We start from the raw sequence: 13,538 nt of genomic DNA on the forward strand, positions 1-13,538 counted from the left end.
CTGCCGGGATGTTCTGGCCTGCCGGTCCTGGCACCGGAGTAGTCGAGCTCACCTGATCGGATTGCATTATGCGAAGCTCTTTCGTTCCCGGTTTGTTTCGTGATGTTTAGTCCGGCCAAAGCGACATCGCAAGCTGCCAGAGCGCATGGCGGAGAAAAGGGCATAAAAAAACCCGGCCGAAGCCGGGTTGTTTTGGTGCGGTCGAGAAGACTCGAACTTCCACGTCTTGCGACACAGCGACCTCAACGCTGCGCGTCTACCAATTCCGCCACGACCGCATCGTGGTAGCGCCGAATTGCTCCGGCGGGGGTGCATGTAGCAAAAGCCCTCAGACTGCACAAGGCCGCCATGACAGTTTTTTGATAAAAGCTGAGGACACCCCAAATATGCCTTGTGCATATCCGCAATAGCCCGCGGCTTGCGGCCCGAGCGCTTATTTGCCAAACAGGGAAAAACAGGTCTGAGACGATGCAACGCACGGAAATTCAAAGTGAAATGTTTGCGGCGCCGGGAAGTCCGCCCGTGCGCTGGCGCATATCGGAAAATCTCGTGCCCTACGCAGAGGCGGTGGCGGAGATGGAGCGCGAGGTTGCTGCCATTGCCGACGGCACGGCCTCGGAACTCGTCTGGCTGCTGGAGCATCCGCCGCTCTATACCGCCGGCACAAGCGCCCGCCAGGCCGATCTATTGTCACCGGACCGCTTTCCGGTCTTCGCCACCGGACGGGGCGGCGAATACACCTATCACGGGCCCGGACAGCGGGTTGCCTATGTGATGCTGGATCTCAAGCGCCGTCGGCCTGATGTGCGCGCCTTCGTAGCCGCGCTGGAACAGGTTGTCATCGGCACGCTCGACCTGATGAACGTGAAGGGCGAGCGGCGCGAGGATCGGGTTGGTGTGTGGGTGCGGCGACCGGAGCGTCCGCTGCTGCCGGATGGCTCCATGGCGGAGGATAAGGTCGCTGCTCTCGGCATCCGCTTGCGTCGCTGGGTGAGCTTCCACGGGCTGTCGATCAATGTCGACCCCGACCTGGACCATTTTTCCGGCATCGTGCCCTGTGGCATCTCGGCCTATGGCGTCACCAGCCTCGTCGATCTCGGCCTGCCCGTGATGATGAGCGATGTGGATATCCTGTTGCGGCAGGCCTTCGAAAGCGTTTTCGGTGAGACGATCGATGAGGGGCTAAGTGTGCGGCCGGTGGCCCTGTAAGGAGAGATGTGCATGGTCAAGCTGAATGTCAGGACAAGAGAGGTGGGCGCTGTTGCCACGGCCGCGACAAGCGGTTCCGTGACGGTAACTACGCCTACGGGAGGTTCGCTTGATGTGGTCACGCCACCAGCGGCTCCGGGCTTCAGTCCGCTCGACCTGATTTATGCCTCGCTCGCCTCCTGTCTGGTCATCAGCACCAAGATGGCCGCTGTGCGCCAGGGTGTTCAGGATCGGCTCGGCGATGTCAGGGTGCAAGTCACCGGCGAGAAGGCCCATGAAGGACCGTCGCGCATCGAGCGATTCGACATTGTCTTTGATATTTCCGGTGACCTGACGAGCGATGAAAAGCAGGCGCTCATGCACGCGGCAGAGGGAGAGATCTGCACCGTCAGCAACACATTGCAAGGTGCACCGGTGCTCACGGCCCGCCATGTCTGAAACGATTTCTGGCTTTTGCGCTTTAACAACAGTGGCTTATCGCGAAATGCTCAGAAAATGAGTCCGGACTGTTGGGCTACTCTGGCTCCCAGCCGCCATCGGGCCGGAGTCGCAGCCTTGGTGTTGCAAAACATCCGGTGACAAGATCAGGCCAATCCGGATCGGCGTCGGCGAGCGCACCCCGCCAGCGTTGCGATTGCAGCATTGCAGCGCCGACGACAACCGGACGGATGCCCGATGTCTTCAACAGGCTCAGGCCTGCGATGATGGAGGTTCCGCTGGAAATCACGTCATCGACCAGCGCCACGCGCTGATTCTCGATCAGCGGCAGCATGCGCGGATCGATATAGAGCCGCTTTTGTTGCGCCGTTGTGATGGAGGACATCGGCACCGATAATTCGTCCGAATACCAGAATTTTCTGGAGGTACCGAGCGGCACGTAGCGATGATGGCCGAGCTTCTGCGCCACCGCGGCAGCGAGCGTCAGCCCCAAGGTTGGCAGTCCGACGACCACCTCGGGGCGAAAGGGCCGGAGCTTCTCGGCCAGATCGTCGGCGAGAGCATCGAGGACCGCAAAGCTCGCCTGGTTTATGATCAGGGAGGCGAGGGCGTGCTCGCCATCGGCGAGCTTGCGGATCGGCAATCGCAGCTGTCTGCCATTATCAAGGGCTACCGGATAAAAATCCCAGTGCGGCGCATCGAGCTCGAATGTGCCGGGATCGTGAATGTCCTGCCAGAAGTCGTGAGGCTGCATCGTCTTTTGTCCCTTTGGCGGAAAAGCGCGGCTTACCTGCGCAAATTCCACGTGAGCGGTTCATATCGCCCGACAGTCCGTCTATAGCAAGGGAGTGCCCGGCAACGGGCAGAGTTTCACAGCGCGGCCCGTACTGGCCGGCGACGACAAGCGGAAGACCATGCAGATCGCCTACGAGATTGCCTCCGACCTCGAATTTCTCACCGATCTTCGCCGAGACCTGCACCAGCATCCGGAGCTGGGTTTCGAGGAAGAGCGCACCAGCGCCATCGTTGCGAGGCTGCTGGAAGAGGCGGGCATCCCGGTTCATCGCGGGCTCGGCGGCACTGGCGTGGTCGGCACGCTGCAGGTCGGCAATGGCACCCGTGTCATCGGCCTGCGCGCCGACATGGATGCGCTTGCCATGCCGGAGACTGCCGACCGCCCTTATAAATCCCTGGTGCCCGGCAAGATGCATGCCTGCGGCCATGACGGGCACACGGTGCTGTTGTTGGGTGCTGCCCGATATCTGGCCCGGACCCGCAATTTCTCCGGCACCGTGCATTTCATCTTCCAGCCGGCTGAGGAAGGGCGGGGCGGGGCGAAGCGCATGGTAGAGGAGGGGTTGTTCGATCGCTTTCCCTGCGACGCCGTCTACGGGCTTCACAATATGCCGGGCCTCGATCCGGACGAGATCGCGGTGGTCGAGGGGCCGCAGCTGGCGTCGTCCGACAGTTGGTACGTAACGTTTCGCGGCATCGGCACCCATGGCGCCAAGCCGCATCTCGGCAAGGATCCGGTGACCGCCATGGCGACCTTCCTGTCCGCCCTACAAACGATTGTCGGCCGCGTGGTCGATCCGCTGCAGCCGGCCGTCGTCAGCGCCTGCTCGGTCCAGGCCGGCAACCCGCAGGCGCTCAATGTGATCCCCGATTTCGTCGAGATCGGTGGGACCGCCAGGGCCTATACGCCTGAAGTGCGCGACCAGTTGGACACGGAAATCGGCAGACTGGCGCGGGGCACCGCCGAAATGTTCGGCATATCAGCCGATTATCGCTTCGAGCGGCGTATCCCGCCCGTCGTCAACCATGCCGATGCCACCGCGCGAGCGCTTTCCGTGGCGCGCGAGGTGTTTGGCGCCAAGGTGCGCACCGCGTTTCCGCCGTCCACCGCCGGCGATGACTTCGCCTATTTCGGCCAGCAGGCACCGGGCTGCTATGTCTGGCTCGGCAATGGACCGGCCGTCGATGGCGCGCTGCACCACAACACGGCTTACGATTTCAACGACGCTGCAATCGGGCCGGGCGTTACATTCTGGTCGCGGCTTGTGGAGCGGGAACTCAGCGCCGTTTGAGATCGACGCTTTGGCATCAAGCCGGTCCAAGAACAGGACTGGTGAGCACGGTGCCGGTCAGGACATCTGCAATGCCGCGATCGGTCTGGTGCGGCCCGGCATTGCAGGCCAGCGTGGCGCCGAAACAGGCCTTGAACACGAGATAAGGCGGCTGCCAATCGACCACCTTATCCATGGCGGTGCGCAGGTCGCGAAAATCCTGCGCCACCTCGGCAAGCGGTGCCTCCGAGACGAGACCTGAAATCGGCAGCGGCAGCAGGGCCTCGATCTTGCCCTGCGACGCCACGGCCATGCCGCCGCCCGCGGCAATCACCGCATTGGCGGCGACTGCCATGTCGTCGACATTGCCGCCAAAGACCGTGAGGTTGTGGCTGTCATGCGATATCGTCGTGGCAAAGGCGCCTTGCCATTGGCCCCAGCCGGTCAGGAATCCGACCCTTGGCCTGCTGTCAGCCATGCCGTGGCGGTGGGCGACCGCAATCATGGTGGTGCCGTCAGGGGGCACGACGAAGCCGTCACGGATGTCTGCCTCCGTTTCTCCCCATTGGGTGAAACGCGGACGGTCAATGGTGGCGAGCCGCACTCTGGTTCCCTCTGCACGAACACGGAAATCCTCGGCGGTCAGCGGCGCGATCTTCATCGAGTGGCGCAGCTCTGCCGTAGATATGGTTGCGGGTGCCTCCAGCATGCGCGATTGCTCGGCGACCACGACGCCGCTTGCGAGCACCGTTTGCGCCCTGAAGTCGCTCAGGTCATCGAAGATGACGATATCGGCGCGGCGTCCCGCAGCGATAAGGCCGAGGTCTGATCGGCTGAGCCGTTGAGCGGCGTTGAGGGTTGCTGCGCGCAGCGCCCAGACGGGTGGCAGGCCATAGCGCACCAGTCGGCGCACGACGTCGTCTAGGCCGCCGCCGGTCTCGAGGTCGTCGGGAAAGACGTCGTCTGTGCAAAGCGTTACCGTCTGCGGCAGGTGGCCGAGACGATTGAGTTCGGCGACGAAGTCCGGCAGCAGATGATCGTGGGAGCCGCGCAGCTCGATCGTCAGGCCGGCACGCAACTTGGCCATGAGATCCTCGCCCGCCACCAGTTCATGGTCGGAACTGACGCCGGTGGCCATGAAGGCAGCGAGATCGGAGCCCTGCAAACCGCGCGCATGGCCGCAGACCAGCTTGCCCGAGGTTAGACCGGCCTGGACGATGGCACTCATGCGCGGATCGCGGTCGATCACGCCGCGCATATTCATCACCTCGGCTATGCCGCCCACTTCAGGCCAGCCCAGCATATCGGCAATCTTGCCGGCATCGAAGTCTGCGCCGGCAAGCTCCAGTCCCGGTGCCGAGGGCACGCAGGAAGGAGCAAGCAGAATATAGCGAAGCGGCGTGGCGGCAGCAGCCTGGGCTGCGAAACGCACACCCTCGAGCCCATGCACATTACCGAATTCATGTGGGTCCCACACGACCGTCGTCACTCCGCGTGGCAAGACGGCGGCAGCATAGGTGGCAGGCGTCACCATCGAGCTTTCCACATGCATGTGGGTGTCGATCAGGCCTGGGGTCACGAAGCGACCGGTAGCGTCGATGATCTGGGCCGAATCGCCGCGCGCTGCTGGTGCATGCACGCTTGCGATCAGCGACCCGACGATGCCGATATCCGCTGCCCGAAGCTCGCCAGTGACCATGTCGACCAGCGTGCCACCTGTGATGAGATAGTCGAAGGCCGCGTCGCCGCGGGCCGCTGCGACAGCCCGGCTGCGCAGGTCGGCATCATTGATGTCTTGAGGTTCTGCCATGGTCCCATGCCTCACTTGCCCGCCTCCCACGCCAGCGCGTCGAGCACGATTGCCTTCAGAGCTGCCGCATCGCAGTCGGCGGCGAATTCGCCGTTGAACGCCCCATGGGTGGCTCTTGTTTCCACAACCGTGCGGCCGCGGGTCAGGCTGCCCGCCAATTCCATGTCGATGCGGGCCGGTTGAAAGGTCACCAGATCTCCGCGCACAAAGGCGGCGGCTGCTGCCGGATCGTAAAGCGCCATGGCGGGCCGGCCGCGCGAGATGGCGGTGTCGATGAAACCGGCCAGCATATCGGCAATCAGCGCCGCATTCTTTCCACCTGCCCGTCGGATCGGATCGACATCGGCGGGAGATGCCTCGATCTTCCGACAGAAATCCAGGTCCACCATTCGCAGCTTCACCCGATGTGCCAGGACGATCGCCACCGCTTCGGGGTCTGCCAGCGCGTTGAACTCGGCAGATGCCGTGTGATTGCCACGGGTCAGCCCGCCGCCCATCCACATCAGTTCGTCGATGCAGCAGGCAAGGTCGGGGCGGGCGAGCACAATGGCGGCGATGTTGGTGAGCGGCCCGAGCGCCAGGATGCGTCGGGGTTTGCCATTACTCTCCAGCCAGCGACACAGGGCCGGGAAGGCATCGCTGCCTTGGATCGGTGGCATGGCCGGGAGACTTTCGCCCTTGGTCGGGATTCCGGTTTCGCCGAGGATAGCCTGTGCCGTCTCCAGATGCGCCAGCACGGGCTGGTCACGGCCAATATGAAGGGGAAAGCGCCAGCCAAAGGCACTGACGGCCCCCGCCGCGTTGCGTCTCACCTGTTCCATCGGCGTGTTGCCGAAGACAAGCGAGACGCCATCGATCTCCAACCCGGCATGGGCCACGGTCATGATCGCCGCAATGTCATCAAAGCCCATATCCGTATCGATCCAGATACCCATGGCTGTCACCCAAAATGCTGGAGGGAATTCGCCGTCGCCACCGGCATATTGTCCGGCAGTCGACAGCCCTTGTCAGTCCGGATCTGGCACGCGCAGGAGAGATGCGCGTACCAGATCCTGGCCAGCCGACCTGGAAGGTCAGCCAGCCCTTGCCCTGGGAGGCATTCATTATCGACCGTCAGGCCGATTTCGGGAGTTCCGTTGGAAACCCGGGGGTGAGGGAACGAAAGGTGGCCGATCAGGCCCTGTCTCAGTCTCAGGAGGTGATCTGCAATCGCTGGCCCAGGGCGGGCTGTTCGGGGCAGGCGACTCATGGTCCGACGGCCTCCGTCGCGCTACCTGTGCCAATGCTCGGCCGCGCAGCAGCCGATGTCTGGCGGATCAGCAGCGCCATCGGCACTTTTGCGGGTGTTGCAGCCGCCACATTGTGGGTTCGCTTGGTGTCCGCGATGACACGCACCAATGCCTCGATTGCAAGCGCGGCGATGGACGCCATGTCCATTTTCACGGTCGTGAGGCTCGGGGTCACGACCGAGGACCAGATCAGGTCATCGAAGCCAGTGACGCTGACATCCTCGGGCACGCGGATCCCGGCTCGGTTGAGTTCCGTCAATGCCCGTAGCGCATGCAGGTCCGAGACGGCAGCAATGGCGGTGACACCGGCTGCGACCTTGTCCGCCAGTCCGAGCGGGCTGCCATGGCCATGGCGCTTGTCGTGGGTTTCAATCCAGAAGATTTCGGCCTGCGCACCGGCCGGCATCCTGCTTTTCATGCCGCCGATCCGATCGGTCTGCACATTCGAGCTGGGATTGTTGCCGATCAGCAGGAGGTTTTGATGGCCGAGAGTGATGAGGTGATCGATGACCAGTTCGCCGCCCTGCCAGTGGTCGGCCGAAACCGTATTGCCAGGGGTCGATAGGCTGTCGATCACGGCAACGGGGCAGCCGATATCGGCAATGCGCGTGCCGCGCCGCGGAATGATCAGGATACCGTCCACATCGCGTTCGATAAGGCGTGCGATGGCGGCGGTCTGTGTCGCAACGTCATCGCGCGAATCGGCGATCAGCAGACCGTAACCGGCCTGGCTCGCCGCATATTCGATGGCCTGGGCGATCTGGGGAAACAGGGGATGGCTGATGTCGGGGAGAACCAATCCCAGCACTCTCGTGCGACCGGTACGTAGCGCGCGGCCCGCCTGGCTCGGGACATAGCCAAGCTCGGCGGCCTTGGCCCTGACGCGCTCGACAAGCTCCGCCGAGACGCGCCCCTTGCCGGAGAGCGCGTTGGACACGGTCGCCACGGAGACGCCGAGCGCGGAGGCTATGTCGCCGAGATTGGATCCGGGCCGGACGAGGGCCATAATCAAGCCTTTTGCTGATTAAACGATTAATCAGCGTTAAACCCTGGACTTGCCAGAGTCAAATTTTACTCAGGCTGAAATGTCCTGGCCGGACGTCAGCAGCAGGCAATATCTGACCCTGCCGTCAGTCCGCGTCGGGGATGTGGCTATCGACACCTGCCGTGCGGATCCGATTGCGGACTTCAGAGACACCGCGCGTGGCAAGCACGACTTGCTCGATCTGATGCCGTTCGGTCGGCGCATCCACAACACCGTCCAACGTCACGACATGCCCGTCGACATGGACGTCGATACCATCGATCACCACGCCATCGATGCTTTCGATGTGTTCCGTGATATCGGCCTCAAGCTGGTCACTGTTCTCGCGATGATCGGTTTCCGGGAGGACGGGAGAGACAAGGTCGGGCTCGCCGCCATCGGCATCCACGGTCTTGGTCCGGAACCCTGCATTGGCCGCCTCGTCAAAGTTTCCGTCGCCCTCGCCATAGGCGCCGTTGCCGGCGGGACCGGCAGCACCGTCGGCATAGGGCCAGCCGCCATCGATGTTGCGCTCCTCGTAGTCCCGGAAATCTTCTTCGCGGGACAGGTCCTTGCCATCGATTGTTACAGACATCGCGTTCTTCCTTCGCTTGGAGATGTGCAGCAAGAACGCGGCAGACGGGTTTTGGTTCAGCGGGGCAGGCCGTTTGACAGGCCCGTCACCTCTGCTCCTTCTGCCATTTCTTTATCAGCCGCTCCCGCTTCAGCCTGGAGAGGCGCTGCAGCCAGAAAATCCCGTCCAACTGGTCGATTTCGTGCTGCATGCAGATGGCCGGAAAGCCGCTCATGTCGACCTCGTGCGGCATGCCCTCAAGATCCTGGTACGAAAGCCGGATCGCGGCGGGCCGGGTGACGATGTCAACGGCTCCCGGCATGGAGACGCTGCCTTCCTGATGGCTCATCATCTCCGATGACTGGGACAGAATCTGGGGGTTGACGAAATCGCGCCGCCCACCAAGCTCCGGCAGGTCCAGCACGACGAGGCGTAGGAAGTGGCCCACATGGGCGGCCGTTATGCCCACACCCGGTGCCGCACGCATCGCTGCATAGAGCTGATCGGCGAATTCGCGCAGCTTGGGACCGAAATCGGTGACCGGCGCGCAGGTCCTTGTCAGGCCGGGATCGGGATAGCGGAGGATGGTCAATGTCATGGATGGTCCAGGCCTTTTTGCTGCGGCCTTAATAATTCCTGCATTCGGTGGTGGCAACGTGGATGAGGTCGAATCGGCGTCCGGGAGATTCGTTCCCCGGTCCGGTCGCGGGCAATTGGGTAGGGCAAAGGCGGACGTGCTATCCGGTTGTTGACAATAGGTTTTTTGGCGCCATTCTCGCGGCCGGACGGGAATCTCCGCCGCAGATCATAACAAAGCCGGGGGCGGACGATGACGGACACGGGAACGGACTACCGCCAGCGTTCCCAAGTGGACGAGGGAAGCGACGACATCTATTCCGAGGACGGCTCGATCCGCTCGGATTTTCTCGCGCTGGTCGGTGCGGCGATTGCCGACCGCGACGTGCTGTTCCTGCGCCAGCATGTGGCGCGACTGCATGAATCGGAACTCGGCGACCTGATCGAGGCCATCCAGCCCGACCAGCGCATCGGACTGGTGCGGCTGCTGGGAGACGATTTCGACCTGACGGTCTTGACCGAGGTCGATGAAGGCATCCGCCTGCAGATCGTCGAGCAGATGCCGAATTCGCAGATCGCCGCCGCGATCGGCGATCTGGATTCGGACGACGCCGTCTACATTCTTGAAGACCTCGACCAGGAAGACCGGGACGAGATTCTTGCGCAGATGCCCTTCACCGAGCGGGTCCGGCTGAAGCGGGCTCTAGATTATCCGGAAAGCTCGGCCGGCCGGCGCATGCAGACGGAATTCGTTGCCGTGCCGCCGTTCTGGACGGTCGGGCAAACGATCGACTACATGCGCGACGAGGAGGACCTGCCGGAAAGCTTCACGCAGATCTTCGTCATCGATCCGACCTTCAAGCTGCTCGGCGCCGTCGATCTCGACCGCATCCTGCGCACCAAGCGGGGAACCAAGATCGAGACGATCATGCGCGAGACCAATCACCCGATCCCGGCCGAAATGGACCAGGAAGAGGCCGCGCAACTCTTTGAGCAATACGACCTTTTGTCGGCCGCCGTGGTTGACGAGAACGAGCGTCTTGTCGGCGTTCTGACCATCGACGACGTCGTCGACGTGATCCAGGAAGAGGCAGAGGAAGACCTGATGCGCCTCGGCGGCGTCGGCGATGAGGAACTGTCCGATACCATCGCCGAGACCTCCCGCTCGCGCGTGCCGTGGCTTGCGGTCAACCTCTTGACCGCCTTCCTGGCAGCGTCGGTGATTTCCCTGTTCGAGGCGACCATCGAGCAGATCGTCGCGCTTGCCGTGTTGATGCCGATCGTCGCCGGCATGGGCGGCAATGCCGGCTCGCAGACCATGACCGTCACTGTGCGGGCATTGGCGACCCGCAATCTCGACATTCACAATGCCTGGCGCGTGGTGCGCCGCGAGGCCGGGGTCGGCCTGCTCAACGGCATGGTCTTCGGTCTGCTGATCGGCCTTGTTGCTGGGTTCTGGTTCCAGGATCCCAATATCGGCGGGATCATCGCCGCGGCGATGCTGATCAACATGCTGGCTGCGGCGATTGCCGGCATTCTCATTCCGCTGCTGCTCGATCGTGTGGGGGCAGACCCTGCCGTGTCGTCGGCCGTCTTCGTCACCACGGTCACGGATATCACAGGCTTTTTTGCCTTTTTGGGACTGGCGACCTGGTGGTTCCGGATCAGCGCCGGCGGGTAAAATTGACTTTTACGTAATAGTCAATATGATGTCAGTTCCCAATGAATTGGAACCGACGTGAAGAAGCATTATAGCATAACGGAACTGACCCGTGAATTCGGTGTCTCGACGCGGACCCTGCGCTTCTATGAAGACGAGGGACTGCTGCATCCCGAGCGCCGCGGTCGCACCCGTCTCTATCGTGCTGCCGACCGCCGCCTGCTGCAGGAAATCCTGCGTGGTCGCCGCATTGGTTTCACCGTCGCGGAAATCCGCGAAATCGTGCATGTCTACAAGGAACCGCCGGGCGAAATCGGTCAGCTGAAGCTGATGATGAAGAAGATCGATGAGAAGCGCGACGAGCTAAGGCAGAAGCGCAAGGATATCGACGAGACCCTGGCCGAACTCGACAATGCCGAGGAGGCCTGCCTCACCCGCCTGGTTGAGATCGGTGTCGGGACCTGACGGGCTTCCTCGCTCCGAAAATCAGATCCAGCGGCGGGTGCGCTGGCAATAGCGTTCGAAATCGATGCCGAAGCGGGCAAGCAGATGCATTTCCTCGCAGCGGATCGCAAAAACCGTGGTGCAGATTGCGGCGACAAGCGCTGTAACGAAGAACCAGGCATTGCCGGTCAGAAGCCCGAATGCCACCGTCATCAGCGTGTAGCCGAGATAGATGGGATTGCGGGAGAAGCGAAACGGCCCGCCGGTCACGAGGCGGCTGGCGCAGCGATGGGGCATTGCCGTGGTGTGGCTCGCCCAGAGGGTGATGAGCGCCCAGAGATCGAGGCCAACTGCCAGCAGGATGAGCAGGCCGCCTGAAATCCACAAGAGCGGTTCTCCCGCGGTGGAGGGCAGCACGCCGACGAAATGGTCAAGCAGCAAGGCGGAGGCGATGGCGCTGCCGTAAAGCAGCGGTGGCCAGGGGAAGTTCAGCGGCTTCAGGCGATAGGCGTTCATGATCATGTCCTGTCAATGGCTGACTGCTGTACATTCACGCGCGAGTTCCAATATCCTTGCATCTTCGCTCGGTTGTATTGCGCCAGACTGGAGCGGCGTAAACAGGCCTTGCTCCATGAGCTTGTCCAGGGTGCATCCACAAAACCTCGTGCAGATGGGCGCGCTTTCGCCTTGGGTGACGCAACTGGCTTCACAGCTGCTGATGTATCCCGCGACCGGATCGGCCGGCGCCGGCGGCGCGATGAGGCTCGCCAGATAGACCACGCTTATCAGCACCGGCTGATGCAGGAGATAGAAGGCGAGACTGTGGCGGCCGGCGAAGTTCAACAGGCGAGGTCCCGAAGGCAGCCTGGCCAGCGACGGGAGCCATTCCCTTGCGACAGCCAGTTTGCCGGCCGCAATCCCAAACAGTACCGCGGAAATCCAGGGGAGCAGCGGAACGAAATCGTTGGAGCGGGGCGGGGACTGGAACAGGCCGATCCAGGCGAGCCATGACGGATCGAAAAGCTCTGAGCGATAAAACTGTGGAAGTGCAATTGCCCCCAGGGCGACCAGCACCGTTATCGGCGCAGGAACACTGAGGAAGGCCAGGCCGATCAGGCTTCCCAGCGCAATCGCGTGGAGAATGCCGAAGAAGATCCATCCATCGGGCACGAACCAGTAGGTTGCCGCGCTGATGGCAAGAGCCGCTGCCGCGATCATCGCAAACCGGCGGCCAAAGGACTGCCAGCGAATGCCTCTGCCATGGGCCAGAACGAGGCCGAAGCCCGCCAGGAACAGGAAACTGCTGGCGATTGCCCTGGCGTAAAGCCGGAAGAAGCCTTGCGTTGAGGTCCCCGGATCGAGATAACCGAAAAACTCGAGATCCCAGGTGAAGTGGTAGGTGGCCATGGCCACCAGCGCCGCGCCACGGAGGCTGTCCACAATGCCGATGCGCCCCGGGACGGTGATCTTGCTGCCGATGTCGTTCGTCAAGAACGTTCCTGCCTTGATGGTCTTGTTTCCGGGTAGGGCCTCGCCAGATCGTCAAATCGCGGCGTTTTCATGACGGCCAATCCCCAAGGATGGCCTCGCGAGCCTCGGAGAAATACTGCCGGCGCAGCAGGATCACAAAAATGAACACTGATGACGCGATGAAGACATAGGGGCTGATGAACCAGCCGAGATAGCCGATTGACAGGAAAATCGCCCTCAATCCGGCATTGAAATGCTTGGCGGCAATGATGTTCATGCGCACCACCCGTTCCGCTGCCACCTGGGCCTTGTGGGGATGGGCCTGCGATTCGGCCATCATCGGCAAGGCGCCGAAGAGGATCGTGCAGTAGTTGAACAGTCGATAGGACCAGCCGAACTTGAAGAAGGAATAACCGAACAAGATCGTCAGTCCGCAGACCTTCATTTCGAAGGCCGGACGCCCACCCTGGATCGCGATCGGCAGGTCGCGGAATACCGCATCCACCTGTTCGGTGGCGCCCAGAAGTGCGAAGCAGCCGCCGATGGCAAGGATCGAGGTCGAGGCGAAGAAGGCCGTGCCGTTCTGCAGACCCGCAAGGATAGAGGTGTCGATCATCTTCAGGTCGCGGGTAATCGAATTCATGATCCATTCGCGGCGCCGCTCTGCCATCAACTGGGTCAGGCTTCGACGGCCGAAGATGCTGGACTTGGCGGTGACCCAGGCAAAGGCGAACCACATGGCGCCGAACAGCGCGAGAGCAACATAATCGAGGGTGGTCATGTGAGGATTCCCGGGGACGAGTCGGGATATTTAGGCGCCGTGGCCGTCTTCCCGCAAGACTCTTTAATTCGCGGCAAGACCTGTGACGAAAATATGCATTGCTGATATTCGTTAAAGTCGTAACCGGATCGTTAACGCCATGATTTGCATTTGCATTTTCTCCCGGCCGCTTCGAGGTCCACAGGACGCGCCACTTT

General features: G+C 62.1%; 14 protein-coding genes and 1 tRNA gene. 5 read left to right on the forward strand and 10 right to left on the reverse strand.

Features of this window, described 5'->3' with window-relative positions:
• Positions 1-193: 193 nt before the first annotated feature.
• Positions 194-278 (reverse strand) — tRNA-Leu (locus tag B9A97_RS11715).
• Positions 279-468: 190 nt separating this feature from the next.
• On the opposite strand from B9A97_RS11715, the gene lipB reads away from it, so the two are divergent.
• Together lipB and B9A97_RS11725 are read left to right on the forward strand one after the other, a co-directional pair.
• Positions 469-1,209, forward strand: a complete 741-nt coding sequence (gene lipB / locus B9A97_RS11720) for a lipoyl(octanoyl) transferase LipB (RefSeq protein WP_084365501.1) — start codon at positions 469-471, stop codon at positions 1,207-1,209.
• A 12-nt stretch (positions 1,210-1,221) separates the two neighbouring features.
• Complete coding sequence (locus B9A97_RS11725; protein WP_084365502.1) at positions 1,222-1,647, forward strand: OsmC family protein; 426 nt, start codon at positions 1,222-1,224, stop codon at positions 1,645-1,647.
• Between the two features lie 76 nt (positions 1,648-1,723).
• Here the strand turns inward: B9A97_RS11725 and B9A97_RS11730 are convergent, their stop codons facing one another.
• The gene (locus B9A97_RS11730) at positions 1,724-2,401 is read right to left on the reverse strand and encodes a phosphoribosyltransferase (protein ID WP_084365551.1); all 678 of its coding nucleotides are present in this window, start codon (positions 2,399-2,401) and stop codon (positions 1,724-1,726) included.
• A 160-nt stretch (positions 2,402-2,561) separates the two neighbouring features.
• On the opposite strand from B9A97_RS11730, the gene B9A97_RS11735 reads away from it, so the two are divergent.
• Positions 2,562-3,734 carry a M20 aminoacylase family protein gene (locus B9A97_RS11735; protein WP_084365552.1) on the forward strand — a complete coding sequence of 391 codons (1,173 nt, stop codon included), beginning with the start codon at positions 2,562-2,564 and terminating at the stop codon, positions 3,732-3,734.
• A gap of 16 nt (positions 3,735-3,750) precedes the next feature.
• On the opposite strand, the gene B9A97_RS11740 is transcribed toward B9A97_RS11735, so the two are convergent.
• The 5 genes from B9A97_RS11740 to B9A97_RS11760 form a co-directional block, all read right to left on the reverse strand.
• On the reverse strand, positions 3,751-5,523 hold the full coding sequence (locus B9A97_RS11740) for an adenine deaminase (RefSeq protein ID WP_084365503.1): 1,773 nt from the start codon (positions 5,521-5,523) through the stop codon (positions 3,751-3,753).
• Between the two features lie 11 nt (positions 5,524-5,534).
• On the reverse strand, positions 5,535-6,458 hold the full coding sequence (locus tag B9A97_RS11745; protein ID WP_084365504.1) for a nucleoside hydrolase: 924 nt from the start codon (positions 6,456-6,458) through the stop codon (positions 5,535-5,537).
• Between the two features lie 310 nt (positions 6,459-6,768).
• Positions 6,769-7,818, reverse strand: a complete 1,050-nt coding sequence (locus tag B9A97_RS11750; RefSeq protein ID WP_084365505.1) for a LacI family DNA-binding transcriptional regulator — start codon at positions 7,816-7,818, stop codon at positions 6,769-6,771.
• 124 nt (positions 7,819-7,942) lie between these two features.
• A complete protein-coding gene (locus B9A97_RS11755) occupies positions 7,943-8,431 on the reverse strand; it encodes a BON domain-containing protein (protein ID WP_084365506.1) in 489 nt (162 codons plus the stop codon).
• 85 nt (positions 8,432-8,516) lie between these two features.
• Positions 8,517-9,008, reverse strand: coding sequence for a peptide deformylase (locus tag B9A97_RS11760; RefSeq protein WP_084365507.1), 492 nt, complete (start codon positions 9,006-9,008; stop codon positions 8,517-8,519).
• Positions 9,009-9,239: 231 nt separating this feature from the next.
• Between B9A97_RS11760 and mgtE the strand changes: the two genes are divergently transcribed.
• Both mgtE and B9A97_RS11770 read left to right on the forward strand, forming a co-directional pair.
• Positions 9,240-10,667, forward strand: a complete 1,428-nt coding sequence (gene mgtE / locus B9A97_RS11765; protein WP_084365508.1) for a magnesium transporter — start codon at positions 9,240-9,242, stop codon at positions 10,665-10,667.
• A 57-nt stretch (positions 10,668-10,724) separates the two neighbouring features.
• Positions 10,725-11,111, forward strand: a complete 387-nt coding sequence (locus B9A97_RS11770) for a MerR family transcriptional regulator (protein ID WP_084365509.1) — start codon at positions 10,725-10,727, stop codon at positions 11,109-11,111.
• 21 nt (positions 11,112-11,132) lie between these two features.
• On the opposite strand, the gene B9A97_RS11775 is transcribed toward B9A97_RS11770, so the two are convergent.
• The 3 genes from B9A97_RS11775 to B9A97_RS11785 all read right to left on the reverse strand — a co-directional run bounded on the left by B9A97_RS11775 (position 11,133) and on the right by B9A97_RS11785 (position 13,341).
• Positions 11,133-11,606 (reverse strand): methyltransferase family protein, encoded by a 474-nt coding sequence (locus B9A97_RS11775; protein ID WP_084365553.1) that lies wholly within the window; start codon positions 11,604-11,606, stop codon positions 11,133-11,135.
• Positions 11,607-11,618: 12 nt separating this feature from the next.
• Positions 11,619-12,581, reverse strand: coding sequence for a DUF1624 domain-containing protein (locus tag B9A97_RS11780; protein WP_244564189.1), 963 nt, complete (start codon positions 12,579-12,581; stop codon positions 11,619-11,621).
• 67 nt (positions 12,582-12,648) lie between these two features.
• On the reverse strand, positions 12,649-13,341 hold the full coding sequence (locus B9A97_RS11785; protein WP_084365511.1) for a DUF599 domain-containing protein: 693 nt from the start codon (positions 13,339-13,341) through the stop codon (positions 12,649-12,651).
• Positions 13,342-13,538 lie beyond the last annotated feature (197 nt).

Origin of the sequence: Rhizobium sp. RU36D (genome assembly GCF_900176345.1) — a bacterium.
Taxonomy (GTDB): Bacteria; Pseudomonadota; Alphaproteobacteria; order Rhizobiales; family Rhizobiaceae; genus Allorhizobium.

Bases quoted from the DNA above. Each gene is read 5' to 3' on its own strand.
- lipB (WP_084365501.1), top strand. From the start codon at position 469: ATGCAACGCACGGAAATTCAAAGTGAAATGTTTGCGGCGCCGGGAAGT.
- B9A97_RS11725 (WP_084365502.1), top strand. From the start codon at position 1,222: ATGGTCAAGCTGAATGTCAGGACAAGAGAGGTGGGCGCTGTTGCCACG.
- B9A97_RS11730 (WP_084365551.1), bottom strand. From the start codon at position 2,401: ATGCAGCCTCACGACTTCTGGCAGGACATTCACGATCCCGGCACATTC.
- B9A97_RS11735 (WP_084365552.1), top strand. From the start codon at position 2,562: ATGCAGATCGCCTACGAGATTGCCTCCGACCTCGAATTTCTCACCGAT.
- B9A97_RS11740 (WP_084365503.1), bottom strand. From the start codon at position 5,523: ATGGCAGAACCTCAAGACATCAATGATGCCGACCTGCGCAGCCGGGCT.
- B9A97_RS11745 (WP_084365504.1), bottom strand. From the start codon at position 6,458: ATGGGTATCTGGATCGATACGGATATGGGCTTTGATGACATTGCGGCG.
- B9A97_RS11750 (WP_084365505.1), bottom strand. From the start codon at position 7,818: ATGGCCCTCGTCCGGCCCGGATCCAATCTCGGCGACATAGCCTCCGCG.
- B9A97_RS11755 (WP_084365506.1), bottom strand. From the start codon at position 8,431: ATGTCTGTAACAATCGATGGCAAGGACCTGTCCCGCGAAGAAGATTTC.
- B9A97_RS11760 (WP_084365507.1), bottom strand. From the start codon at position 9,008: ATGACATTGACCATCCTCCGCTATCCCGATCCCGGCCTGACAAGGACC.
- mgtE (WP_084365508.1), top strand. From the start codon at position 9,240: ATGACGGACACGGGAACGGACTACCGCCAGCGTTCCCAAGTGGACGAG.
- B9A97_RS11775 (WP_084365553.1), bottom strand. From the start codon at position 11,606: ATGAACGCCTATCGCCTGAAGCCGCTGAACTTCCCCTGGCCACCGCTG.
- B9A97_RS11785 (WP_084365511.1), bottom strand. From the start codon at position 13,341: ATGACCACCCTCGATTATGTTGCTCTCGCGCTGTTCGGCGCCATGTGG.